Raw genomic sequence first — 25,235 nt, 5'->3', positions numbered from 1 at the left:
CTGGCAAGGTTGACCATCGCACGCGCATGGCGTACCACTCTGGGATCCGAAAGACAGGACGCATAGACAGGACGCAGAACACGCTTGCCTATTCCTCCAGCCTGCTGGCGACCAGGCCATAGTACCCCGCGCCGCCAGGCTCTCCATCCGCCACCCATCTGAGGAACCTGCCCGTGACTTCGCATTCGTTCCCGTGACCCCACACACCCTCGAGGAAGAACGCGGCGAACCCCACCAAGCGTACTTGGCTTCGCCCGTGAAGCTCTTCCGGGTCGAAATCAGCCACCGGCACCACCACGACTCTCGGGCAGGCTCTCGCGCAATGATCGAACGTGCAAGGCGGAAAGTGGTCGCACTGGGATATCCTATACGTGACCCCGCGCACCGTCGGGCCGGACATATTGCCAGGCTCCGTGTCCAGCCACACCTCCTCCCATTCGTCAACGCGCAACCAGCCCTGGTAGCCATACTTGATGTTGTTCTCGTAGGTGGCTGCGCCCCATCCGCCCAGGGCGAGGGCGGCGAAGTTCCCGTGTTCTCCGTCGCCGCCACCGTACTTCAAGACGTACTGCTCGCCGTACAAGAACTCCTGGTCGGGAACGACGAACGGGGCCGCTCCGCGCACTGCACTGGCCGCGCCTATCGTGGCCTTGGCGCTCGCGCGGACGTCACTGGATGCCATGCCGAAGATCCTGGCGAAGCCTAGCGGAACGGTGCGGGACACGGTGACCTTGATGCTCCTGCTGTCCGTCAGGACCGTGGTCACCCTGCTTTCCTCCACTCCGTTCTTCACCGCGTACGACACCGCCGCTGCCTCCGCACGACCGGGGTTCTCGGGCAGCTCCTGCACGCCGGCGAGGGCTGCGGCGTCTGCCGCATTGGAAAGCGCCACCCTGTTGAAATAGAGGACGCCCAGGTCGACCACGAGCGCAGCCAAACCGAGCAAGACAGTCAGCGCGAGAGCCACGAACACTATGACGCTTCCTCTCTCATCCAACGGGTTCTCCCCTTCGCACGCGGCCGTGTCCATCGGCTCCATCGGCCCGGCCACCTCCTCGTCAGTTCGTCCGTTCGCCCGACTCGGAGTGGACGCTACTCCACACGCATGACTGTGACACCACGCACCGGGTAGGGATTGGTCAGCATTTCGCTCAACAGCGGAACCACGATATCAACCAGGTAGCTGACCTCCACCCTCAATTCCGCGCCGCGCACCCGCTCGGATGGGGTGGGCGTGACGTCCACCCCAATCCTGCTCTCATCCAGAGAGCCAGCCGCCTGGAGGACCCTGTTGACTATCTCCGCATCGCTCTTGCCTAGGATCCCGATCCTCGCCCCCTCGCGCGAAGCATGAGCCACGACGAGCTGGGCGCTGAGGATCCTCCCGAACTCGATTATCCCGGTGAGCAGGAGGAGGAGAACCGAAAGTACGATCGCCATCTCCACCAGTGCCTGGCCGCGGTCGCCTCGCGGAAGAGAAAAGCCTTCATTGCAGAGCATGCTCCGCCTCCCTCCTCCTCGCTCGCCCATCCTGCAGGGCGCATCTCTCTCGCTCTCTGGTCTGCTGCAGCCTGCGTACGGCCCGGTGCACGCTGGACTGTCCGATCATCCACCAGTTCCTGGACTGTCCGATCATCTACCAATTCCGCGTGAGGTGATGTGCGCGTCCTACAGTGCGCACGTCCCACGGAGAGAAGTGTGCTAGTCACCCTGTTGGCGCTCGTCCCCGTCTCCTCCCGACTCACGTAAACACCAACGAGAACCCCGTAGCGATAGCTATGACCAAACCGATCCCGATGGCGGCCGAGTAAGGGATGGCGGCTCCCGAGTGAGGCACGTGCGCCGCGCCTTCGAAAGGGCGCACGACTCCCCTGGTGCGGCCGATGAGTCCGGGAATGACGTATACGATGAAGCCCACCAAGCCCACGGCGATAGCGTTCAAGGTCATACCCAACCTGCGGCGCCTGACGAGAACGATGGCGGACATGACCCCGCCGGCGACAGCACCGTAGAGGATCGAATACGCGACCCCCCTCGGGCCGAGAATCGCCCCGATGGCAGCCAGCAGCTTCACGTCGCCCGCGCCGACCCATCCGAGGGCGAAGGGCACGAAGAGAATGGCAGCCCCGGTTAGGAGTCCGAGAGCGCTCTCGACCAGCCCGTGGACTCCCCCTGTGAAGAGTCCAAGCGCGAGGCCGGCCGCGATGCCCGCCGTCACCAGCCGATTCGGGATGCGCCTATCCCTGCAGTCACACCATGTCCCCGCCGCCACGACCAACAGTGCCACCAAGCTCCGTGCCATTACTACCACCTGCGCCAGGACCGCTGCTATCGCCTATTCCATGGCGTCGATCGCCCGCCCCAACAAATCTCCCGCCCTCACACCTATGACTCCGACAAGCCCAGCCAGGACCACCGCTACCAGGGTAATAATCAGCGCATACTCCGCCATGCCCTGGCCGCTCTCATCACTCATCAACCCGGCTAGAAGTTCCACCATCGGCGACGCCTCCTTCACAGCGCCATTTCGAGGTTAACCGAGGGGGCAGTCGCGCGCCCGAACCACTGCAACCTCCGGGACATGCGGAGTGCCGCCCTGCCGGAGGGGTCGGCAGGGTGACCAAGAAACCACACCAGTGCTATTGGGCAGCCTCTGGGTTGTCAAGAGCCGTTTGCGCGCGTGTGAATATACCCTGGAGACCACCCCTCAGAGCAACGAGCGCACCGATCAGAACCACAGCGACAAGAGCGATGATGAGCCCGTACTCGACCATGCCTTGCCCGTCTTCTTCCTTGAAGAGCCTCTTCAGCAGCGCCACCGTGACTTCCACCTCCTTTCGTGCACGTGTGCCCGACGACCGCTCGAAAGCAGGCCCGTGGACAACCGTCCCGAACACTCGGTCTGGTCAGGTCAGGCAAGAACCGATCGTCTCGTGCAACCCGGCTGACCCATAGGCCCTTTCGCGGCCTACCGAAGAGACTCTTCAGAAAGACGAAGCCCGCCCGTCGGCGTTGCCAAACGAGCAGGCTTCAAAAGTCCCTTCTCTTCGGCAACCCGGCTATCATGGCCAGAACCCCTCCTGGCTTTAGACCCGTGGCTTTGCGTCCCCGCCTTTCGACGGGTTTGCCTTTGTCGGGAGAACGTTTTCGGTTGTAAGAAACACTCGATTCCTGTCTAGAAAATTACCACCGATGGCAGGCCCTGCCTATCAGTCTCACGACTCATTTTGGAGTGGGCCTTTGGTCGTGGGCCTTCCGTCTTGGGACCCCGGGGGTCCGGAAAGCCCCTGGCTGATCGCCCAGATGGCGGCCTGCGTGCGTCTGTCGGCTCCGAGCTTGTGGAGAAGGTGACTGACGTGGTTCTTCACCGTCTTCTCGCTTATGGAGAGCATACTGGCTATGGCGCGGTTGCTCTTGCCGCGGGCCACAAGAGAGAGCACCTCGCGCTCCCTCGGGGTGAGCGGGGTGCCGCAGCTTTCCGCCGCCGTGTAGTCTGATGAACCTGGCTTCGCCGGGCTCGCCACGGCATGCGCGACCGCCTCTTCAAAGCCTGACGCCACCTCTCTCAATCTGGCAAGCCCTTCCAGCAATACTCTCAACACCAGCGGTGAAGCGAACTGTCGTCCGCGGAAAGCCGCCCGAATGGCGCAAACCAGGTCCTCCGGATCGGCTGAGCGATCGAGGCAGCCAAGCGCCCCGGCAGCGAACACGTCCATCACCGCGTCCAGAACGTCACGCCCACCGTCCCTCATGTCCACCACCCCCACCAGCGCACACCCACGGCGTGTGCTGTCTGGTGTATTCTCCGCTGCCCGCGCCTCTGTCCCTGCCTTGCCTTCAGCCAGGTTATGTTCCTTACCGCTGGTCCACGCGCCGGGCAAGGAGCGCCACATGACAAGGCCGGACTGTGTCAGGCCTCCCAGGACGATCACGTCAGGACGGCAAGAAGCGGCCAGCCCGGCCACCCGCTCGACGCGATCGACCTCCCCGACCACTCTTAGGTCAGGCTCGGCCTCGATGGCACGGCGCATCCCCGAGCGGAAGAGAGCACTGGAATCAGCGATCACTACTTTGACGACGCGCGATCCTCGAGCGCTTTCCCCCCGCGCAGCCACGTCCTGCACGTCACCTCCCCGCCGGTCCGCCCTCCACCGGGTCTTCGATGGGGATCCTCACAGTCACTCTGGTGCCACGCCCGGGAGCAGTGTCAATATCCAGAGAACCGCCTAAGAGCTTAGCTCGCTCTTTCATTCCCGCCAGGCCGAATTCCTCGGACTTCGCGACACCGCGTGTCACCACCGCGAGGTCGAAGCCCTTTCCATCATCCTCTATGCTCGCGCCGACGGCGCTCACGCCGTACCCGAGTGTGACCACGACCTTCGAGGCGCGTGCGTGCTTGCGCGCGTTGTGGAGCGCCTCTTGCACGATTCTGAACAACACGAGCTCGATTATGGGATCGATCCTCGTTTCCTTCCCCAGAACGTTCATCTCCACACACAGTCCGTGCCTCTGACTGAAATCGCTGATGTAACGACGCAGGGCAGGCGCGAGACCGAGGTCATCGAGCATCATGGGGCGCAGGTCGAAAATGATACGCCGGATCTCCCTCAGGCACTCGGAAATGGTCTTTCGGAGGTCTCGGATCTCCTCCAGGGCGCGCGAAGGATCTTCAGAGATGAGCCTTTCCACTATCTCTAGCTGCAGGATGGAATTCGCCATCATCTGAGCAGGGCCGTCGTGGATGTCTCTCGCCACGCGCCGCCTTTCCTCTTCTTGGGCCTTTATGACCCGCTCGACCGTGTCTTCTCCTTTCGCTCCCGCTGAATACACGAGCGCGTCACCTCTCAAGATGCGGAAAGTACCCGTGCAAGATTGGACGCGAGGTTGTCACACGCACTTGCCTGATGCGGGCACGTCAACGAAGGAAACGAGAGTTGAGTATGACTGGCGACAGGCCGTTCAGAATCCAAGCCCCTTCCAAAAAAGGCGCGCCTTGGCCATGAACCCCTCCCTGGCGCCTGCCGCTGCAACACTGGAGTCTATGGGCACGTATTCGCCCCCGCGCCGAAGCGACTCCTCAGCTCTCTCCAGCACGCGGACCACCTTCGCACCGTTGACGCCGTCCGTGAGGGGGCGTTTGCCTTCGCGGATACACTCGAGGAAGTGAAGGCACTCGTTCCGCAAAGGCTCGCTCATCTTCAGCTTCGGAATGTACACGTCCCCGTACGTGAACGTGTACTGAAAGCCCGAGAACCCGTTCAGCGTGTCCACACCGTTCGTAGCGTCCCCGACGCTGTCCGATCCTTCCGCCACTCCATTCGGGTGGGTGCCGCCCTCAGGTTTCTTCGTAAAGTCGCGGCGGCGGTTCACGCCCTTGTTGTACACCTTCACCTTCTCGAGCGTCTCGGCGTCGTCGAACACTATCATCTTCTTCTCGCCGATTATCGTGGTCCTGCTCGCTTTGCATGGGTCAAGCCAGCTCAGGTGAATGTTGGCCATCACGCCTGAGGAGAATCTGATCGTGACGAACGCCACGTCTTCTATGCCGTCGTTCACGTAGGCCTCGCCTGTGGCGGCGACGCTCACGGGCTCGTCTTCCAGCAGGTAAAGGAGGGTGGCGATGTCGTGCGGAGCCTTATCCCACAAGACGCTCACGTCTTCCCGCACTATTCCGAGGCTTGTCCGCGTAGCGTGCAAGTAGTACACCTTGCCCAGCTCGCCCGCTGCAACATAATCCTTCACCACTCGCAGCGCGGGGTGATAGTCCATTATGTGCCCGACCATGAGGACCTTGCCCGCCTTGGTCGCTATGTCAACCAAATGATCCGCGTCCTCCGAGGACAGGGTGAACGGCTTCTCCACTAGGACGTGCTTTCCGCGAAGCAGGCAAGCGCGGGCTATCGCATAGTGCGTCTCCGGAGGAGTTGCAACGACCACCGCATCTATCTTCGGGTCTGACGCCACGGTCTGAAAAGACTTGGTCAGTTTCACCAACGGGTATCTCTCTCGGATGGCCATGAGCCTGGCGTGATTTGTGTCGCAACACGTCACTAGTTTCGCCTCGGGAATCTCGGAGAAGTTTCTGACGTAGTTCTTCCCCCAGTTGCCGCAGCCGATTACACCCACGTTCACCACTCTCGTTATCCTCCTCACACTCACAACGCCCGGAGGCGACAAGCCAGCGCCAAGTAGCAGGACATGCAGGGACACGACAAAATCGGGCGAAGCGCCATGAGGCCCCGGGGCTCCTCGGGGCAGCTCCTCGTCCCGTCCAGAGCAAACCGATGTCTAGGAGTGTTTCTACACAAAGCAGCAAATTCCTCTTCCCAAAGTAGGGCGCGTTGCCACGCGCCCCTCCTTCTTCACGGCCACGGCAGCTGTGCGGCACTCTCCGTCCCGCTCGATCTGGAAGCCAGCCTTTTCGCACAGACGGGCAGGCGGGCAGAGTCCGAGTGTCCTCGGTTAGTATATCCGCGGCATGGCAAAAGCGCCAGAGACTCTGAGTGACGCTCCGAGCGGCCCTTGTGTCAGCCCTGCCCGGATCGCACAGCGGCGCGCGGGCCGGTAGAGCCAGCCGCCCCGCGCGCCGCGACATGCCGACGACGACCGATGTCAGAACGCATCCGCCCTTAGGTCGCTCGCCTTGTCCAGCCTCTCCCAAGGCAGGTCCAGGTCAGCCCTGCCGAAATGGCCGTATGCGGCTACTGGGCTATATATCGGTCTGCGTAGGTCCAGCCTGTCTATTATCGCAGCCGGCCGCAAGTCAAAGTGCTTGCGGATGAGGTCCAGGATGCGGTCGTCGCTGATCTTGCCCGTGCCGAAAGTCTCGACACCCACCGACACCGGGCGAGACGAGCCGATTACATAAGATGCCTGTACCTCACACTTGTCGGCGATACCTGCCGCAACGATGTTCTTCGCCACCCACCTCAACGCGTAAGACGCGGACCTATCCACCTTGGTTGGGTCCTTTCCCGAGAACGCTCCTCCGCCGTGGCGTGCCGCGCCTCCGTATGTATCCACGATGATTTTCCGCCCGGTGAGTCCCGAGTCACCGTGTGGACCGCCCACCACGAACCTGCCGGTGTTGTTCACGAAGAACCTGGTCCGCTCGTCGAGGAGGGAAGGAGGAATGACGTGGTGTATCACCTTCTCGATGATCTCCCTTCTCAACGTGTCGTAGTCCACTTCCGGATGATGCTGGGCGGATATCACGACCGCATCCACCCTCACAGGCGTGTCTCCATCGTACTCCACAGTGACCTGGGTCTTGCCGTCGGGACGCAGCCATTCCACGATCTCCTTCTTCCGAACGTCCGCTAAGCGCCGCGCCAGTTTATGAGCGAGCATTATCGGCAGCGGCATGAGTTCCGGTGTCTCGCGAGTGGCGAAACCATACATCAGCCCCTGATCTCCCGCGCCCAAGTGCTCGAAACCGTCCGCAACGCCCGCGTTCAGGAGCTGTCTTGCCTCGAGCGAGTTGTCCACACCCATGGCGATGTCCGCGGATTGCTCGTGGATGGATGTGATGACACCGCACGTGTCGGCATCGAAACCGTACTTCGCCCTCGTGTATCCGATCTCCCGCACCGTGTTGCGGACGATTTCGGAGATCTCGACGTAGCACGAGGTAGTGACCTCGCCGATGACGATGACCAGCCCCGTCGTCGCGGCTACCTCGCATGCTACCCGGGCGTCTGCGTCTTCCCTCAGAATCGCGTCCAGCACGGAGTCGGCGATCTTGTCGCAAAGCTTGTCAGGGTGGCCCTCTGTCACCGACTCTGAGGTTACCAGTCTCCTCGACTTGGTCTGGAAGCCCTCGGTTGATTCAGCCATGGAAGCACTCTCCTTTCCGTACGCAGCGAGCTCTATGTGAGAATGCGCGAGCTCGCAAACTATATCATCCCCGCGCAGCACACTCTGTAGAGGCCCGTGCCGATCGGCACGCTGCCAGCTAAGCCTGTGCCGCGCTTCACACACCGGTTCGCCCATCGATCGCCCAAGACCAGCCCGCGGGGGCGCGGCGGTTCCACCCCATGACCCGAGGGCACCGGAGCGGATACGGAAGCGTCCCGGCCCGCGGGCAACACAACACAAAAACGCCCCTTCCTCGTTCGGGAAGAGGCGTCACATCTCTCATCTCCCAGAACGGAAAGTTCTGCAGGAATTGGCACCGTGCAGGCGGGTCTCCCGTCGCCGGTTGCCGGGCTTCATCGGGCCAGTCCCTCCGCCTCTCTAGATAAGAGCCGCATGTATTTCGTTTTGGAGGCTGGCAATATTATACCACCTAGCCATGACGGCACGCAACGGCATCCACGCCGAAATCCGCGCGCCCCATCCAGTGAAGTCCGTCGCGTCCTCTCGTCGCCGCGTGCGACGCGGGATGTGACTCGGGACGCGACACGGGGCGCGTCCGGTGCGGGCCACAAGCCCGGCCAACCGGCCTACCGCGCCCCGCAGTCTCGCAGTCTCACAGCAGGATAGCCAGGGCCTGTGTAGCCAGGACCACAAGCACCAAGGCGAACGGGTACGTAGCCGCATACGACGCCGCCACCTCGTCGCTCCCGGCCGCTGTGATCAGCGCCCCCAAGGCCGGCGTGCTCGTCATGCCTCCGCAGATGCTCCCGAGGTTATCAGGGAGGCTCAACTTGAAGAACAGCGCAGAAGCCGCGAACCCCAGCATCATCGGAATCACGGTGATCCCCGCGCCGCTCGCGAAGAGCAACCACCCGTACTTAGCCACGGTTGCAACGAACCCGCGCCCCGCAGCGACCCCCGCGCCCGCCAGGAACAGCATGAGTCCCATCTCCCGGGTGATTCCGAGAGTCTGCCCGGACGGTCGCAAAGACCATCGCCCGACGCCGCCGAAGTGCCCGACTATCAGCCCCGCCATCAGGGGCCCTCCCGCTATACCCAAGCTCACCGCGCCGACGCCGGGGATCTCGAGGCGGAGCCGGCTTATCAGGAGTCCTACCGCTATCACGAGCGCAAGAGCGAGCATCCCCGTCCGCTCCAATGGCCGCCTCTGCCGTCCCAGGACCGCCTGGAACCTGTCCATCGCGGACGGGGCGCCGACGGCGCGCACGACGTCCTTCTGCTCGAGCACCGTGTCCGCACCTGGCGTGAACTCCACTCCCGCCCGCCTGACCCTCGTAAGTATGATGCCGTACTGGCCGTGGGCATTCAGCTCGCACACGGTCTTCCCTGCGACCTCCCTGCTCTCTACCGCCAAGTCTCGAACCTCCACGCCAGGCTCGTCCATGGGAACCTGGGCCTGTCTCCCTACGACCGCCTCCAGTTTCGCGAGGGCTTCCTCGGTCCCCACCGCGCGGATTCCATCGCCCTTCAAAAGAACCGTGTTGCCGAGCGCCGCGAAAACCTGCCGTCCGCGCTTCACCCTCGACACCACCGCGCCCGTGCGAGAATGGATGGCGAGCTCCGCCAGGGTCTTGCGGTCCACGTCGGGATTCTCCACGACGAACTCCCGGACGAGCAACGTCGGAACGAGGCCCGCCTCGCGGTCGGGCGTCTGGGATAGCTTCGCCACTTCTTCCCTCAGGTTCTTTCGAAGGAGATGCGGCATGAGCTGGACAAACAGCACGACCCCCACCACGCCAAATGGATATGCTATGCCATACCCGATGGACGCCGCGCTGTCGCCGGTCGCCTCGAGCGCCACCGCCAGGCCAGGTGTCGTGGTGAGCGCCCCCGTGTAGATTCCCACCGCGAGGGCGCGCGGGATGTCGAACAGCCTCGCGGCCATCGCCGTGGCAACGGCCCCGGAGCCAACGATGAGAAGGGCTAACAAGCCGTACGACAAGGCGTTTCGCCTGAGGTTTCGAAAGAACCTCGGCCCCGCGGTCAGGCCGACGGAGCCAACAAACAACGCAAGACCCAGGTCTCGCACGATCCCCGGGACCTCGTACCCTAGGTGCCCGAAATACAGGGCCGCGAGGAGCACACCAGAGGTCCCAAGCTGCATGTTCCCCACGCTAATGCCGCCGAGGACGTACCCGGCGGCAGCAAGAATGAAGAGGGCCTCCAGAGGAGTCATCATGCTTTCTCTTCCAACCTCCTAGCCGCACTTAGGTGCCTTGCGCCAGCGCGCCAGTGTCCCGATGCCCCGTGTTGTGCCAGATAGCGTCGTGCCCGTCCAAACGGCCTGCCCGTCGCCCAACCGCCCGACTCCCCATCGGCGTCCAATCGGATCTCAAATCGAGCCAGCCGGCAGTCCGGCCGGCAGCATTGTACTACGTACACCCGCCGGCGGCCAGAGAGGACACTCCGTGTTGCGTTCCTCGCCCCCCTCCTCTCGAGTGCGTCAGCTCTCGCACGTAATCTACGAACCGAGCCGCGCCGGTCTCGCCCCCGGCGGCAAGCTCGCGGCACGTTTCCAGGAATTCCTGGATGCTCCCGTCTAGAGCCGCCGAGCTCTTGGCCACGAATACCCGCTCGTGGCACGTGGCCACAGTCCCTTCCTCGGCTGTCAGGAGTTCCTCAAACAGCTTCTCCCCCGGACGCACCCCCGTGAACTTCATCTCTATGTCGCGATCTGGGTCGAGACCGGACAGCCGCACCAGGTCGCGGGCCAAATCCACTATGCGGACGGGCTCACCCATGTCTAGGACGAATACTTCCCCGCCTTCCCCCATGGCCGCCGCCTGAATGACCAGCTGAACGGCCTCGGGGATCGTCATGAAGTAGCGCGTCATGTCGGGGTGGGTGATCGTTATGGGGCCTCCCGCCTCAATTTGCCGTTTGAAGAGAGGAATCACGCTTCCCCTGCTGCCGAGGACGTTCCCGAATCGTACCGCGATGAACTTCGTCTTGCTGTGCTTGTCCAGGGCCTGAACGATCAATTCAGCGGCGCGTTTTGTGCTTCCCATGACGCTCACTGGTTCCACTGCCTTGTCCGTGGAAATGAGCACGAACCTGGACGCGCCGTGCCGGTCGGCGGCAGTCGCCACGTTCCACGTGCCGAAGACGTTGTTGGTGATGGCCTCCTCGGGATTCACCTCCATGAGCGGGACGTGCTTGTGCGCCGCAGCATGGAAGACGACGTTCGGCTCCTGCCGCCCGAACACGCCCTCCATTCGCGCCGCGTCCCTGATGTCTCCGATGACCGGCACAGTCCTCAGGCCAGGGAACGTCTCTCTGAGCTCGAGATCTATTTCGTAGATATCGTTCTCTGCATGCCCAAGCAGCACGAGGCTCTCCGGCTCGAACCTGGCCACCTGTCGGCAGAGCTCTCGGCCTATGGAGCCTCCTGCTCCGGTCACGAGCACTCTCCGCCCACTTAGGTAGCTGCCGATCTGCGCGAGGTCCACCTTGATCTGCTCGCGCCTGAGAAGGTCCTCTATCTGGACGTCCCGAATGTGGCTTGCGTCAACCTTGCCGTCGATGAGCTCGTACACACCGGGAAGCGTCTTCACTCTGGTCCCGAGCCCCTCGCACGCAGCCACGATCTCCTTCACCACACGTCCCGGCGCCGAAGGCATCGCTATTATGATGTCATCCACGTCGTGCCTGGCCACAAGGGCCGCGAGGTCCTTCCGCGTGCCCAGCACGCGCAGGTCGGCCAACATGTACCCCTGTTTCGATAGGTCGTCGTCTACGAACCCTACCACATCATAGCCGAGCTCGGGATGTGTCCTGAGCTCCTTCGCCGCCATCACGCCCGCCTCGCCCGCTCCCACGATGAGAGCGCGCGTGAGCCGGCCGGCCTCCCACCGAGGGCTCGGTGGCTCTATTGTCGAGGCCGAATCCGCCCGGCTGTCGCGCCCCACGCGCTGGCCTGCCCTTGCGGCTAGGACCCACTCCCTTCTCAGGCGGGCGAGGAGACGGACCCCCCCACAAAGACATATATTGAATATCCACATGAGGAGGGTCGCGCTCCGAGGAAAGCCCGGCCCCTCGATAATGTGGAGCAAGATAAAGTCGCCGACGGAAGCTACGGTGCCGGCCTTGGCGATCGCTACGAGCTCTCGAACGCTTGCGAACTCCCACAGTCTGTTGTATAGTCCGAACGCTGTGTACGCTGCGATGCGCACCAAGAGCAACGCGGGCAACCGCTGAGCGATCATCGCGACATACGGTAACGCCCGCGACGGGTTGAACTCGAAGCGGACGAGCAGCGCAATTAGGATGCTCGCGAGACAGCACGCGATGTCACAGCTCACCAGGATGGTCCTACGCACTCCACGCGTCACTGTACTTCACTCTCCACGTCAGCCGCCAGGCCCCCGCCAATTGTTCTGAAGCGATGCACCGCCCCGCCCCCGCATCGCTGCCGATCGAGCGATCGTTCCGACCACCCGATCAGTCTGTCGTTTGTTTTTCGTTACAGGAATGAACTTTTCCTTCACATGCCAGCAACTTGTGTCGCATCCGGGCAAGAGGGCTGTCTTCTCCACGAAAGACCCCTCTTATCCAAGCGAGCAGTGATGGGGATCACATCGTGATTAGGAAATCATCTTCCCAAGAAAGGAATGTCGTGGAAGGAGTCGAATTGGACCATACGAGAGTCACCGGGAGGGCGCGCCGTCCCGGCGACCACAGGAAGGATCGGAAAGGTGACGTGTTCAAGGCCCATGATGAGACGGTTTCATTCGGTTTTCCGCGCGTCGATCTTGCCGGCTATCATACCTGCGATCTTGAGCGTGCTTGCCATGACGTCCGTACGGCCTGCCTCGGCCCAAACAGGCCCCGTGTCAGCCCAAGGTTCTCCCGGAAGCTACGTCGTCTCCGCAGGGGATGTGCTCGACATAACCGTTTGGGGTTACGAGGACCTGTCAGCGGCGGTGAAGGTGAGAGAAGACGGCAAGATATCGTTCACCAGCTTGATAGAGGAAGTGACCGCGGCTGGGCTCACGGTTCCCGCGCTTCAAGAGGTCCTCACCGACAAGTTGTCATACTACCTGAAGAACCCCAAGGTGACCGTGTCGGTGCGTGAGTGGCGGCTGGTCCGGGTGAACGTCATCGGAGCCGTGCGCTCGCCCGGCACGTTCAGCTTCCGCGAAACGCCCAGCCTGATCGACGCCATCGCGGCCGCTGGGGGCGAGACGCCGGACGCAGATACGACTTGCATCAGGATCTCTCACAGGCCGGAGTTCGTGACCAACCAGGGCACCGCCGGCGGGCCGGTGACAGTGGACCTTGGCGCCGTCCTTGCAGGTGCGATGCATCCTTCGTCGTGCTTCCTTCTGGACGGGGACACCGTCTTCGTTCCGAAGGCGCTTGCGGTCAGGGTCATGGGGATGGTCCGGTCTCCGGGAACGTATTACCTGGAACGCGGAGCGCGGCTCACTGACGCCATCGCCAGAGCGGGCGGGATTCTCCCGGAGGGCGACGCCGGCCGGGTTTCGGTGTCGCGCGGGGAGACCGCACGGACCGCAAACTTCGCATATGCCATACTTGTTCCTGGCGGTGATGAGAATGTAGCGTTGGCTGATGGGGACGTGATTCACGTTCCCGAGGCTGTGCGCACAGTCTCCGTGCTTGGTGAAGTCGAGAAGCCCGGCATCTACCCCATCGGCCCCGACACCAGGGTCTTCGACGTCATAGCTGCGGCCGGCGGACCGGGCTTGAACGGAGACATCAGCCATATCCAGGTCACGCGGACCTCGGACGCGACCACGCAGGTGTTTGAGGTGGACCTTGGCGCTTTGGAAGATTCGCCCAGCCAGAACCCGTCCGCGTCGAACCTGGGGGGCACGTTGAGGCTGCGGCCCGGCGACATGGTGTACGTCCCGAGGGCCATCGAGGTCCAGGTTCTTGGGCAGGTGAAGTCCCCAGGCACGTACCGTTTGCGAGTGCGAAGCCGCCTCGTGGACGCTATCGCCCGGGCAGGCGGACCGACCGAACAAGCGGATACGTCCCGCGTTTCCCTAACTCGCACGTCTAGTGGCGATGCCGATACGGCGTCACGAGCGCACGCCAGCCCCGGCACCGTCCCTGGAACAGGCACCGGCGGAGCCGCAGGCCCATACGCAAAGGTCCTCGACCTCGAGGCCATCTTGAAGGGAGCCAAGCCCGAGGACAACGTGATCCTTCAGGACCAAGACATAATCTCAATCCCAGAGCTCATCCAGGAGGTTTCCGTGCTCGGGGAGGTGACCCGGCCCGGGACGTACAAGATCCACAAGGAAACGAGACTCCTCGACGTGCTGGCGCTGGCGGGCGGTGTGCGACCGGAGGGCGACGCGACGAGCGCGGTGCTCACCAGCAAGCATCCCGACGGTGAGATGCGCCGCACCATCGATTTGGATAGGCTCCAGGCGGCGGGCGGAGGCGAGGACAACTGCCTGGTGAAGAACGGCGACGTGCTGTATGTACCGAAATCGATATCCGTAATGGTACTAGGCAAGGTGAGAGCCCCGGGAACATACTCCTTGAGAGCCACGGCAAAGTTCATGGACGCCGTGTCGCGTGCAGGAGGCGTGAGCGAGGACGGCGATCCCTCGCTGGCCACCCTCACGAGACAGACCGACAGCGCAGGCGGGCAGAGCGTGCAGACTGTGAACATAACGTCCATAATGGCCGGCTCCGATGACCGAAACGTGCCTCTTCGCGACGGTGACATCATCTTCGTGCCTGACCTGGTGCGTGAGGTCTCCGTCCTGGGGCAGGTGGCGCGACCAGGCGTGTACCGCATTCGGGAAGGTACGACCCTCCTCGAGGCGCTGGCGATGGCCGGCGGCGTCACTGAAACGGCTGATGAGCGTGCCATAAGGCTGTCGACTAAGGCCCAGGACGGCAGCGCCAAGGTCATGATGGTGGACGTGGACAGCCTCGACAGCAGTATCCTGGTTCACAACGGTGACACTGTCTTCGTGCCAGAGAGCGCCCGCCAGGTGTCCGTCCTCGGCGAAGTGGCGAAACCCGGAGTATACCGCGTGCGCAAGGAGACAACCCTGCTCGAGGCTTTGGCGATGGCAGGTGGAATCACCCAAATGGGCGACGATCACGCCGTCAAGGTCACCGTTCGTGGTGCTGACGGCTCTTCCGACACTCTCGAGTTCGACTTGCGCCGGACGGGAAAGGCTCACGACGCTTCCGCGTGGATCTTGCGCGGGGGCGAGGTCATCTATGTGCCGAGGTCCATAGCTGTGCACGTCGTAGGAGAAGTGGCTAAGCCCGGCTTGTATTACCTGAAGGCGGGAAGCTCCGTTGCTGACGCTCTGGCGGCGGCTGGAGGTCTCACCGACGATGCCGACGGCTCGTCGGTGACGCTCACGACCCGTTCCCAGTCTGGGGATGAGTCTTCATCGTCCAAGGAAGGGGTCAGCGTCCTTCTCCTCAACGCGAATGAGATCCTGACGGGCTCCGACCCGCGTGCGAACCGGACCATATCGGATCGAGACACCATCTTCGTACCCAAGGCCCTGCGTGAGGTGGTTGTCGTCGGTGAAGTGGCAAGGCCCGGTGTTTACAAGATCCGCGATAGTGCCAAGCTCATGGATGCTCTAGGATTGGCAGGTGGTCCCACCAAACGGGCGGCCTTGGAGTCCGTCTGCATCTTCAGGGACGGCCGGATAGCCGCAGGCGAAGAGGTCTCACTCGGACAGGACAACCTCTTCTTCACCGGCAGAGCAGATGAAAACCCGCCCGTGGCAGGCGGAGACATAGTGTACGTCCCTGCCGCGTCAAAGATCGAGTGGGACACGGTGTTCTCGTTCCTGTCAGGGCTGAAGCTCGTCAAGGACCTTCTTGCACGGTAGTGCTACTCAGGGGTTAAGGAGAGATGACAAGATCCCATGGACCAACTCGAGCAGGAAGTAGACCTCATCGAATACTTGAGAGTGCTGGCCAGGAGGAAGTTGCTCATCCTTGTTCTCGTGGCGACCAGCGCGTTGACAGCGTACGTGGTTAGTTCCCAAATGACCAAGATCTACCAGGCAACCTCTACGATAATGGTCCGAACGGACAACCCGATGGGAACGATGCCCTTTATCGAGGACATAGCGGGCTCATCCGGGAATGACATCAGGAATTACATGGAGTTCCTGAAGAGCCGGACCATAGTGGAATCTGCCCTGGCTCGTTTGGGCTGGTTCGAGGACGTGTCCTCCGAGCAGGTGGCACTGTGGCAGAGAGGTCTTTCAGTCCAGCAGGTTCAGGGAACGGACGTGGCGAGGCTCTCCGTTGAGTCGGATGACCCCGAGAAAGCTGCTGCCTTTCTGAACGCGCTCATAGAGGTCTTCAAGGAGCATAGCCAGAGGCTGAACCAGGAGTCGGCGCGCGCCGCAAAGGAGTTCATCGCGCAGCAGCTTTCGATCTCTGAAGAATCGCTTGAGAGAGCCGAAGAGGCGTTGCTTGAGTTCAAGAAGTCAAACCTCGTCGTCGAGCCGTCGTCTGAAACCAAGGCGCAGATAGACAGAATTGCTCACCTCGAGAGGGAACTCGCCGCTGCGCAGGTCGAGCTCAGAGCGGCCGTGGCTGCAAGGCGGGAGATGGAAAAGAGCCTCCAGTCCGCCGATCCCACGCTCGTCACTTCGACGATGCTGGTAAGTAACCCTCTCCTACAGCAATACAGGATTCGTCTGTCCGATCTCGAGACGGAGCTTGCCGGGGCGCTGGAGCGATACACCGACAATCATCCGACGGTCATAGCGCTGAGGGCGCAGATAGCCGAGGTGAAGGCCAAGATCTCCCAGGAAGTGGGCGACGTGATCGGATCTCAGACTAGATCGCTGAACCCGCTTTATCAGGAGCTTCGCACGCAACTAGTGGAGAACGAGGCCCTCATAGTGGGGTTGGAAGCGAAGCAGGAAGCGCTTCGCGTGATGTTGCTCGAGGCGGAGGAGAAGCTCGCGGCGATACCTGACAGGGAGGTCGAAGTTGCTCGACTCGTGAGAGAGCAGCGAGTGGATGAAGAGATATACGTCATGCTTCGTTCGAAGTACGAGGAAATGCGCATAACCGAGGCCATGAACGTGTCTGACGTGTACGTAATAGACGGCGCGGTCGTGCCCGAGAAGCCTACCAAACCGAGGAAGCTACTGAACACCGCTGTCGCAGCGTTTCTGGGACTATTCGTTGCGGTAGGGGTCGCGTTCATCGTCGAGCACGTGGATACATCCTTCAAGAGCCAGGAGGAAGTCGAGCGGCTCCTCGAGCTGCCCGTGCTCGGCGTGGTGCCCGACATGCGAAAGTTCCGTCGCAAGCGGTCGGGACGACGGCGCTCGAGGCACGCAGAAGCCCACGTTTCCTAGCGTGCAACACACGGGCATGACGTCAAAGGTCAAAGGAGGGCTTTGCACCATTGTCTCAGGCGAAGAATCGTCACAGAAGCCTCATCGTGTACCACGATCCGAGGTCTCCGGTGTCAGAGGCGTTTCGCACCCTCCGGACGAACCTCGAATTCGTGTCGCCCGATAGGCCTGTGCGCTCGATGCTGGTTACGAGCGCCGGGCCTTCGGAGGGCAAGAGCACGGTGGCGGCCAACCTTGCGATCTCGCTCGCCCAGGCGGGGCGGCGGGTGATCCTGGTGGACGCGGACATGCGTAGGCCCGTGCAACACGACTTGTTCTCGCTCCCAAACGTCACGGGGCTCACGACGGGCCTAGTAAGGGGCACAATGCCCGATATCTACCAGAATACGTTTGTTCCAAGACTGAGCCTCATCACGAGCGGCCCCATCCCTCCCAACCCTTCGGAGCTCTTGGGATCCAGCATGATGAGTGCGTTGGTCGGGACGCTTTCTTCCGAGGCCGACCTCGTGATATATGACGCGCCCCCTGTGATGGCGGTCACCGATGCCATCGTTCTCGCACCCAAGCTGGACGGCGTGCTTCTTGTCTTGAGGCTCGGAGTGACGGCGAAAGACGCAGCTATGAGGGCGAAACAACTCCTCTTGGGAGCGCGCTCGAGGCTCCTTGGGGTCGTGCTCAACCAGGTGAGGCCCGGACACGGATACGGCTATTACTACTACTATTACTATGAGGGTGAGTCGGGCGGGGAGTTCTCCGACGAGGAGCTGACAGCGGCTGTCAACGGAAACACGGCCGGCGGCGGGTGAGCATGGATTGAGACGTGAGAGCGCCGTTGAGGGCATCGTAGACATTCACACGCACATACTCCCCGGAATGGATGATGGCGCCCAGAGCCTTGAGGATGCTCTTGCCATGGCACGGGTCGCCCAAGAGAGCGGCACCAGCCTTCTGGTAGCGACTCCCCACATGGACTTCGCAAGCGCAAACACAGGAGGTGCATCCGAGGTCGTGCGAAGCCGCGCTCGCGCCCTCACAGCCGCCCTGGAGTCCTCGGGCATACCCGTAAGAGTGTTGCCAGGGATGGAGACGGCGATGGACCTTCACCTCCCGCGCCTCCTGGCGTGCGGCGAAGTCCTGACCATCGGGGACTCAGGCCGGTACGTCCTCGTTGAGCTGCCGTTCCAGCAGATTCCGGAGTACGCCGAGAAGGTGGTATTCGAACTCGCGAGCGCAGGTTACACTCCGGTGATCGCCCATCCCGAGCGGTGCGCAGACGTCCTGAAGGACCCGAACCGGATGTATCGGTTGGTGAGGGCGGGCGCGATAGGCCAGGTGAACGCCGGAAGCCTCACAGGCGCCTTCGGAAGGTCGATAGGGAAGGTAGCGAAGATCCTTCTTGGACATGGGCTTGCACATGTGGTGGCGAGCGACGGGCACTCACCCACCGGCGCCAGGCCGTGCAGGCTCGACCAGGCGTTTGCGGTGGTATCGAGGCTGCTAGGTCGGGAAGGTGCCACGCGCGCCGCAAAGGATGTCCCTCAGGCTATGGTCCTTGGAGAGAGTGTGAGGCTGGAGACCCCGGAGCGGTACTCGGCGAGGAGATGGTTCGTGTTCGGCGTGGTGCGCGGGTAGTCCGAGACAGAAAGGGCGGCTTGAGAGTGCCTGGGTTGTCACGTGTGATTGCCGTCTTCGTCGTAGCGGGAAGCCTACTTGGCGCGGCGTCGACAGCCGACGCGGGTGCGTCCCCTTTCCTGCGGAACGCGTCCATCGGAGTCGAAGCGACCTGGGACTCCGCGCGCGACTCGCCGAGCCTGTCCCTTGACGCGGCAAGCATTACAGTTGAGCATATCCTCGCTGGCAAGATGCCCGAGAGCGCTGTCGTACTGGGAAGACAGACCCCAAAATGGGGGCACGGCTTGTCAGGATCGCTCCTCCTCTCCGGATTCACCCCGTTGGACGCGCTGGCCCTTTCCGTTGAGGCCGGGTCTCTTCGCTACTCGCAGCTCATCGCGGCGCGAGATGTCGCGCGCGGGAGATGGCTGCTCGCTCACCGTCTCGAGGGACAGATTGCGGAGGGTGTGGAGGTGGGGGTGTCTGAGGCTTGCGCCGTTTCATCAGGATTCCGCCTTCAGCCCTACCACCTATTGCCCGGCTGCCCGTACTTCCTCGACCAACACCTCAGTATCGTGGACGAAAGGTCCCAAGACTGGTGGTCGAATGTCCTCGCAGCCGTTGACGCAAGCGTGGAAGTAGGCAGTGGCGTGAAGGTGTATGGGGAGTTCATGGCGGATGATTTCCCGTGGGCACCGAGCGCGCGAGGGAAGGTCCCGTACATGGTTGCCGGGCTTGCCGGCGTGCAGGTCGAGCTGCCGTCCGGCTCCGACTCGTGGCGTTTCGCAGCAGAGTACGTGCGCGTCAATAACTACGTATACTCCCATAAGAACCCGGAGAACACTTACGTGGTCCGGGAAGACGAACCAATCGGGCACCCGCTCGGCCCGGACGCGGACGCGCTGTACGTCTTCGTGACTCGCCCCGTGCGGCTCGGGGCAGCCATACCCTTCGGAGAAATGGAAATAACGGGCCGGCTCGGGTACGAGCGTCACGGCGAGGGTGCCCTGGGGATCGCGTGGAATCCTTCGGAGGGGGTAGCTCGTGAGTTCCTCTCGGGCACGATCGAGACGCGCGCGAGCCTCGGTCTCTGGGCAAGAGCGGGAATGAGCGCGCCTCTGCGCGTCCTTCCGGGGACACCCCGAGGCACCATTGAGTTCGCTGCCGTGGTCGAGAGCCTGGGAAATGCGGACCACGTACCATCCGCCAGAGCCGTTGAGGCCAGCGTGCGCCTGTCGATGAGGCTGATGTGGAATCGGTGAGATCACGCCAGCCGTCAAATCGATGCAGGCGGCCGGCGGATGTTCATGCGCAGCACAACGCGAAAGGAGCAGAGACCATGCCTGTGGTTGAGAGAGCGCGCCCCGGGAGAAGTGCGCTGCTCCTGCGTTTCTTGGGACCCTCTGTTCTTGTCCTGACGGCGATCCTCGTCGTGTGGTCCGCGCCTTGCGCAGCGGAGACCGTGCCAGGTCCCGGAGATCTGCTGGCTGGGATCAACACAGGTGCCTGGTACCTGCCACTTGCCGCGTCCGAGCTCGCAGCGGGCGGGGCAGGAGTCTGGCCGAGTCTTGAGTGCGGCGCCCGCGCTCGCAGCCTTGTCGTCTCGTTCGGTTCGTGGTCGCCGGAAGGCACCAAGGGAACGTCGTGGTCGAGCGGTCTCGACCTCATACGCGGGGCGGGAGCCGGTGACTACGACTTCCTCGTGGGAATCAGAAGGAGCTGGGGAGTCAAGGACCTCGTGTTCCCGTCCGGCGGTCCGGTGAGGTTCGGGCTGGCCAGAACCGAACTGGATCTGGCACGAGGCTGGGCCGAGCACCGAGAGCGAGCTGGAGAGATCCGGACCATTCAAGCGTGGGTTGGGGAGGCAGCGATCCCGATCCGAGGCCTCATCTTGGAAGCGAGACTTCACGTGCTCGACGGATCCTTGGAAGGTCGCTTCTCCAGTGAATTCGGCGGAGAGACGACGCTTCTGGCTGGCGGACGCGGCTACGCCCTCGACCTTGGGATGTCTACGCGACTGGCCGCGGGTCGACTCGGACAAGTGTCAGCCCGGGTCGACGTGGTGAACGTGTTGGCCGACATGAGGTGGGACGGCTCCATTGCGTCGGGCGGGACCTCCCGACCGTGGACGAAGAGCGAGAGAGCTTGCACAGGAACGGCCATGTCCCTGGCGGTGATGCCCCCGTCGCTCTCCCGGGTTCGTTCCGTCACCGTCTCACTTGAGCCATCTGGCGCCAAAGGCCCGTGGGGCATAGCAGGCGTTCCGCACGCGGCACCGTGGCAGCTCGGACTGGGTGCCCAGCTCGAGATCGCTCCAGGGCTCGTAGGAACGGGAGCGGTTTTCCTGCGTCCCGACAGGAGCCCTTGTGGATCGGCGGGAGCAAGGCTTGAGTTGGGCGGGATGTGTACTGACGTCGCGTTCGCGTTTGATGAGAGACTGAGTGTGGCGAGCAGAGTGATGGTCACGGGACGTGTTACGTTCTGATATGCCTTGTCTCACCCCTCGTCCCATCCAGCTGGAAAGGCCTCGTCCAGGTCAGGAAGAAGGAATCCGAGCCTGCAGCGCGAATGTCCTGTTTTGTGGACAGTGCCACTCCGTAGTGATACTCCGTCATGATCCCATGATTGGGCGAGAAAGGAAGGAGGGGGAAAGCCACGGCTGTCCTGTCCCGCTAAAGGGCAGGATTTCGTGCCGTGCAGCGATGGCGCAAGACGGCGGGTACACAGACGAGATAGACCTGAGGCAGTACATTGAGGCCCTCTGGCGCGGAAGGTGGGTAGTCCTCGCGGTGACCCTGTGCGCTATGTTAGCGGCGGGGCTGATAAGCTCCTTGTTGCTCGACCCGGTGTATGAGTCCACCACTGTCCTCACCGTGAACCTTCCCACAGAAGTGGGAGCAGAGCTCGGAGACCCTGTCATCACCGGCATCATCGGAAGCACCCCCCAAGCGCACGTCAGGCTGTTGCGAGACCCGATCGTCCTCGACCGGGCCGCAAGGTCCCTCGGCAGTACCTCGTTGGACGCGGCTGCCCTCGCCAAGAAGGTCACTACCAAAGTGGCGGGTGACGCAAGCAAGAGCGACAGGCTCGTGGAGATCGCTGTCAAAGACCCCGTCCCTGAAAACGCGAGGGCCTTGGCGGAAGCGATCGTCGAGGCATACAGGGGCTATCTCTCCGACCTCGTGTCCGCGCGGCTCTCCTCTCGGAAGCAGGCGCTCTCTGCGGAGCTAGCCCACCAAGAAGCAGCCGTTTCAGAGAAGCTGGAGAGGCTCAAGGAGGTCGTGGGGAGCTCGGGTGGAACGGACCTGCTCACTCAGGAGATTAACTCCAAGGCTGCCGAGCTGGCTAGTTACCGGTGGGAGTTCGCTCAGCTCACGAGCGAGGAGCGCGCCGCATCGGACTCCCTCAGAGTTCTGGAGGAGCAGCTCTCAGCCATTCCGCGGACGGTGGCGCTGGAGCGGCCTTCGGGCGGGCAGACCAACGGAGCGTCGGGCCCGGAAACATGGAGCCTCGCGCCAGTTCAGCTCAATCCCGCGTACACGTCGTTGCTGGAGGACGTCGCTCGCAAACGGGCGAGCCTCGCTGAGACCAGGGCCCGACTGGCCGCTGCCCGCAAAGCCATCCCGGTGCTCGAAGCCGAGATCGCGGAGCTGAAGACGAGGCTCATGGAAGAGGAGGCTCTCGAGGAAAGGCTGGCCGATGAAGTAAGCGTCAGCAAAGGTCGAGTGGTCGATCTTGCGACGAAGTTACAGAACCTCGAGGGACGGGACGCGAGCGCCTTGGTGAGTTCCGCCATAGGGATAGCTGCGCCCGCCACCTTGCCCGTGGAACCTTCAGGACCGAGGAAGGTGCTCAACGTGGCCATAGCAGGCGTCCTAGGTGCGATGGCGGGCGTGTTGTCCGTGTTCGCCATGGACTTTTGGCGCAACACCCAGCCGTTGGCAGGCCCGAAGGAGCCGGTCGCGCGGTAGTTCTGCGGTAGATCTGGTCCACCTTCGAGCTGGGTCAGCTCAGGATGGCCCAGAAAAACCCCACGATCATCCCGATCTCCACCGCGACCTTGAGAACAGTCCCGCCAAGCAGGCCTATCAGGGTCCCAAAAGCCGCCCTGAACGCCGCTTCGGCTCGCTTTCCAGTGGCGAGTTCGCCTATGAGAGCTCCCGCGAACGGCCCCACGACCAGACCGAGCGGGCCGAGGATGAACGGACCGGTCACGATTCCGGCGACGCTTCCGTAGATGGCGGCTGCGGACCCGCCATATCGTTTCGTCCCGTACGCAGTGGCAACGTAGTCTATGACGAGGGTCAGCACGACCGCGACACCCTGCCACACGTAGAACCCCACGGTCAGTTCGGCAAAACCCGTGAACAGCCCGTACACGAGCATCCCGAGCCATAGTAGTGGAGCGCCTGGGAGGACGGGCAACACGGTCCCAGCAAGCCCCAACATGAAGAGGAGGACTGCCAGGGCCATTCCAACGACAGCCACGAACTACCACCTTGATGCCGAGTGCCGCGCGAGCCAGTCAGTCACGTCTGCCAGCACCTCTGCCTTGTTTACGTCATTCAGGACCTCGTGAAAGCTCTCGGGGTACACGCGGATCTCCCTGTCGCGGCACGTCATGGCCGAGTAGAAGCGCCTCGCCGCATACGGAGACACTATTCCGTCCCTGCCTCCCTGAAGGATGAGGCACGGCAACTGCACGAACGGCGCAGCAGCCATGATTTTGGTCATCTGCCTCGTCAGCTCGATGTAGAAACGTAGCGTGATGCGGGGGTTCCGCAAGGGGTCGCCGACATAGGCGGCCACCACCTCGGGATCTCGAGATATGGCTTGAGCGGGGATCCCCGCGTCCACCGTCACCGTCGGAAACACGCGCTCAACGGCACGGCCGAGCGTCTCTTTGAGCCACGGCACCTTCATCGACAGGGCCAGACACGGTCCCGACACTATCAGGCCTTCCACAGGACACGAGTCCTGCGTTCCGTGTTTTACGGCGTACGAAAGAGCCGTGAGCCCTCCTATGCTGTGACCCAGCAGGAACAGCCGCGCCGTTGCTGGCGTCCTCTCGCGGACGAACTCGCAGAATGAAGCCAGGTCATCCACGAGTTGGTCGTAGCGGTCCACGTGTCCGCGTCTGCCTTCAGACCTACCGTGGCCCCTGTTATCAAGTCCCCAAATGGCGAAACCACGCGGCAAGAGGTGCTCGACCACGCTCTGGTACCGCCCTGAGTGCTCGGCGCCCCCATGCGTGATCACAATCGCCGCCTTGGGGACCGCTCCATCAGGCAGCCAGCACTGATAGAAGAGCTTCACGCCGCCGGTCCCGTTCACGAACCCCGTCTCGCTTGCCTCCACCGGAATCCTCCCCCGTCTTCCCTCTCGCGCCCCGGCCTACCCCATCGACAAGTTCGCCAGAAATCCCCTCGTCCCTTCTTGCTCAGGGCCTCGCGAGGCACCGGCGTCTCCCCGCAGCGCCTCGCAGCGCGCACCGCGCTTCGCGATGACCGTAGGGCTCCTCCGCCTCTCAACACGGCGGGATCTCACAAAAGACTGACCAGCGCGTTTCCCGCGCCGTGCGGAGGCTCACTCGCCGCCCAACCTGCGGAGCTCGGCGTTCACTTCCTCGAGCTTGCTGCTGAGCTGCCTCAGCTGTTCCTGTGCAAGCCTCATGTAGTAATCCAGCTCTTCTTTGCGGCTCCCTTCATCCTTCTCGAGCAGCCGCTTGCACTCTGAGTATATGTCAAGAGCCCGGTCCATCTCCGCACGCAACACCCTCGCCTCCTCCTCGGCGGCCTCTGAGGGGCCTTTCACGTGGGAGACGTCGGGCAGGAGCACCTCCTGGTACCATGAGGCCTCGTCCTGGCGCTCGAAGTTCAGCGAGACGCAGATCTGCCTATCGCTGTTGCTCGCGGCCGCGACGAACGCCATGGGATTGGGAACGATCACTCCGCCCACCGTCGCTCTGAAGGGCTCGGCAGGCCAGACGGTGAGCCTTCCCTGCGATAGCCTGACGGCGATGTCGGCGCCCGCGGGGTTTTGCACGAAGTGGACCCGGTCCACTTGACCGGTGAGAAACCCCATGAGGTACGCGAACGCCGGATCGCCTCCGACCATCATCGTGAAGTTCTGGAGCGCCTCGAGCTTCTTGGCTCGGCTTATCATCCCGTCAAGACCCTCCCGAGCACCGGCATGAAGAAGCGGCCCTTTGCCCTTCCCTTACTTATATTCTAACGCAAATGCGGCGTCTTGAAATCCCCCCGAGACCATGGGCGGATCTGCGTCGCGTCTCGGGTGACCGCGCGACACAGGATGTCACTCATGCATCCGAGAGAGCCGAGATACTCTTGAGGCCCGGCAACCGAGCGCACGATTGCAGGACCTGGTTTGCGTGCTGTAGAATGTGATGTG

General features: G+C 62.6%; 21 protein-coding genes and 2 riboswitches. Of the genes, 7 read left to right on the top strand and 14 right to left on the bottom strand.

Translation table 11 applies throughout. The features are described from left to right. Positions 1-88: 88 nt before the first annotated feature. The 11 genes from NUW12_04290 to NUW12_04240 all read right to left on the bottom strand — a co-directional run bounded on the left by NUW12_04290 (position 89) and on the right by NUW12_04240 (position 12,209). The gene (locus NUW12_04290; GenBank protein ID MCR4401989.1) at positions 89-1,039 is read right to left on the bottom strand and encodes a pilus assembly protein TadG-related protein; all 951 of its coding nucleotides are present in this window, start codon (positions 1,037-1,039) and stop codon (positions 89-91) included. A 53-nt stretch (positions 1,040-1,092) separates the two neighbouring features. Next, positions 1,093-1,500: a pilus assembly protein gene (locus NUW12_04285; GenBank protein MCR4401988.1), complete on the bottom strand. Its 408-nt coding sequence runs from the start codon at positions 1,498-1,500 to the stop codon at positions 1,093-1,095. A 241-nt stretch (positions 1,501-1,741) separates the two neighbouring features. Continuing rightward, a complete protein-coding gene (locus tag NUW12_04280; GenBank protein MCR4401987.1) occupies positions 1,742-2,302 on the bottom strand; it encodes a prepilin peptidase in 561 nt (186 codons plus the stop codon). Positions 2,303-2,335: 33 nt separating this feature from the next. Beyond that, positions 2,336-2,500, bottom strand: coding sequence for a Flp family type IVb pilin (locus NUW12_04275; GenBank protein MCR4401986.1), 165 nt, complete (start codon positions 2,498-2,500; stop codon positions 2,336-2,338). 139 nt (positions 2,501-2,639) lie between these two features. Beyond that, positions 2,640-2,819, bottom strand: a complete 180-nt coding sequence (locus NUW12_04270; protein ID MCR4401985.1) for a Flp family type IVb pilin — start codon at positions 2,817-2,819, stop codon at positions 2,640-2,642. Positions 2,820-3,046: 227 nt separating this feature from the next. Beyond that, positions 3,047-3,139, bottom strand: a riboswitch (cyclic di-GMP riboswitch). Positions 3,140-3,215: 76 nt separating this feature from the next. After that, positions 3,216-4,115, bottom strand: coding sequence for a response regulator transcription factor (locus NUW12_04265; GenBank protein ID MCR4401984.1), 900 nt, complete (start codon positions 4,113-4,115; stop codon positions 3,216-3,218). A 10-nt stretch (positions 4,116-4,125) separates the two neighbouring features. Further along, a complete protein-coding gene (locus tag NUW12_04260) occupies positions 4,126-4,830 on the bottom strand; it encodes a sensor histidine kinase (GenBank protein MCR4401983.1) in 705 nt (234 codons plus the stop codon). Positions 4,831-4,959: 129 nt separating this feature from the next. After that, positions 4,960-6,135 (bottom strand): Gfo/Idh/MocA family oxidoreductase, encoded by a 1,176-nt coding sequence (locus NUW12_04255; protein MCR4401982.1) that lies wholly within the window; start codon positions 6,133-6,135, stop codon positions 4,960-4,962. Positions 6,136-6,612: 477 nt separating this feature from the next. After that, complete coding sequence (gene metK / locus NUW12_04250) at positions 6,613-7,836, bottom strand: methionine adenosyltransferase (protein ID MCR4401981.1); 1,224 nt, start codon at positions 7,834-7,836, stop codon at positions 6,613-6,615. Between the two features lie 297 nt (positions 7,837-8,133). Then, a riboswitch (SAM riboswitch) is annotated at positions 8,134-8,246 on the bottom strand. A 224-nt stretch (positions 8,247-8,470) separates the two neighbouring features. After that, the gene (locus NUW12_04245) at positions 8,471-10,057 is read right to left on the bottom strand and encodes a YidE/YbjL duplication (GenBank protein MCR4401980.1); all 1,587 of its coding nucleotides are present in this window, start codon (positions 10,055-10,057) and stop codon (positions 8,471-8,473) included. Positions 10,058-10,250: 193 nt separating this feature from the next. Beyond that, a complete protein-coding gene (locus NUW12_04240; GenBank protein MCR4401979.1) occupies positions 10,251-12,209 on the bottom strand; it encodes a polysaccharide biosynthesis protein in 1,959 nt (652 codons plus the stop codon). 363 nt (positions 12,210-12,572) lie between these two features. Here NUW12_04240 and NUW12_04235 point away from each other — a divergent pair, with 363 nt between their 5' ends. From NUW12_04235 to NUW12_04205, 7 genes are all read left to right on the top strand, one after another. Then, on the top strand, positions 12,573-15,719 hold the full coding sequence (locus NUW12_04235; GenBank protein MCR4401978.1) for an SLBB domain-containing protein: 3,147 nt from the start codon (positions 12,573-12,575) through the stop codon (positions 15,717-15,719). A 36-nt stretch (positions 15,720-15,755) separates the two neighbouring features. Then, the gene (locus NUW12_04230) at positions 15,756-17,213 is read left to right on the top strand and encodes a Wzz/FepE/Etk N-terminal domain-containing protein (protein MCR4401977.1); all 1,458 of its coding nucleotides are present in this window, start codon (positions 15,756-15,758) and stop codon (positions 17,211-17,213) included. A gap of 50 nt (positions 17,214-17,263) precedes the next feature. After that, positions 17,264-18,019 carry a CpsD/CapB family tyrosine-protein kinase gene (locus NUW12_04225; GenBank protein ID MCR4401976.1) on the top strand — a complete coding sequence of 252 codons (756 nt, stop codon included), beginning with the start codon at positions 17,264-17,266 and terminating at the stop codon, positions 18,017-18,019. Between the two features lie 7 nt (positions 18,020-18,026). Further along, positions 18,027-18,845, top strand: coding sequence for a tyrosine protein phosphatase (locus NUW12_04220; GenBank protein ID MCR4401975.1), 819 nt, complete (start codon positions 18,027-18,029; stop codon positions 18,843-18,845). Between the two features lie 35 nt (positions 18,846-18,880). Then, on the top strand, positions 18,881-20,086 hold the full coding sequence (locus tag NUW12_04215) for a hypothetical protein (protein ID MCR4401974.1): 1,206 nt from the start codon (positions 18,881-18,883) through the stop codon (positions 20,084-20,086). Positions 20,087-20,163: 77 nt separating this feature from the next. Then, positions 20,164-21,309 carry a hypothetical protein gene (locus tag NUW12_04210; protein ID MCR4401973.1) on the top strand — a complete coding sequence of 382 codons (1,146 nt, stop codon included), beginning with the start codon at positions 20,164-20,166 and terminating at the stop codon, positions 21,307-21,309. Between the two features lie 115 nt (positions 21,310-21,424). Continuing rightward, complete coding sequence (locus tag NUW12_04205) at positions 21,425-22,795, top strand: Wzz/FepE/Etk N-terminal domain-containing protein (protein MCR4401972.1); 1,371 nt, start codon at positions 21,425-21,427, stop codon at positions 22,793-22,795. Between the two features lie 34 nt (positions 22,796-22,829). Here NUW12_04205 and NUW12_04200 read toward each other — a convergent pair whose 3' ends face one another. The 3 genes from NUW12_04200 to NUW12_04190 form a co-directional block, all read right to left on the bottom strand. Further along, positions 22,830-23,312, bottom strand: coding sequence for a DUF456 domain-containing protein (locus NUW12_04200; GenBank protein MCR4401971.1), 483 nt, complete (start codon positions 23,310-23,312; stop codon positions 22,830-22,832). A 3-nt stretch (positions 23,313-23,315) separates the two neighbouring features. Then, entirely contained in the window at positions 23,316-24,182 is an 867-nt protein-coding gene (locus NUW12_04195; GenBank protein ID MCR4401970.1) for a lysophospholipase, read from the bottom strand. Positions 24,183-24,410: 228 nt separating this feature from the next. Then, positions 24,411-24,989, bottom strand: coding sequence for a hypothetical protein (locus tag NUW12_04190; protein ID MCR4401969.1), 579 nt, complete (start codon positions 24,987-24,989; stop codon positions 24,411-24,413). Between the last annotated feature and the right edge of the window lie 246 nt (positions 24,990-25,235).

This window comes from Bacillota bacterium, assembly GCA_024653485.1.
Taxonomy (GTDB): Bacteria; Bacillota; SHA-98; order UBA4971; family UBA4971; genus UBA6256.
This window is presented reverse-complemented; position numbering and strand designations above follow the sequence as displayed.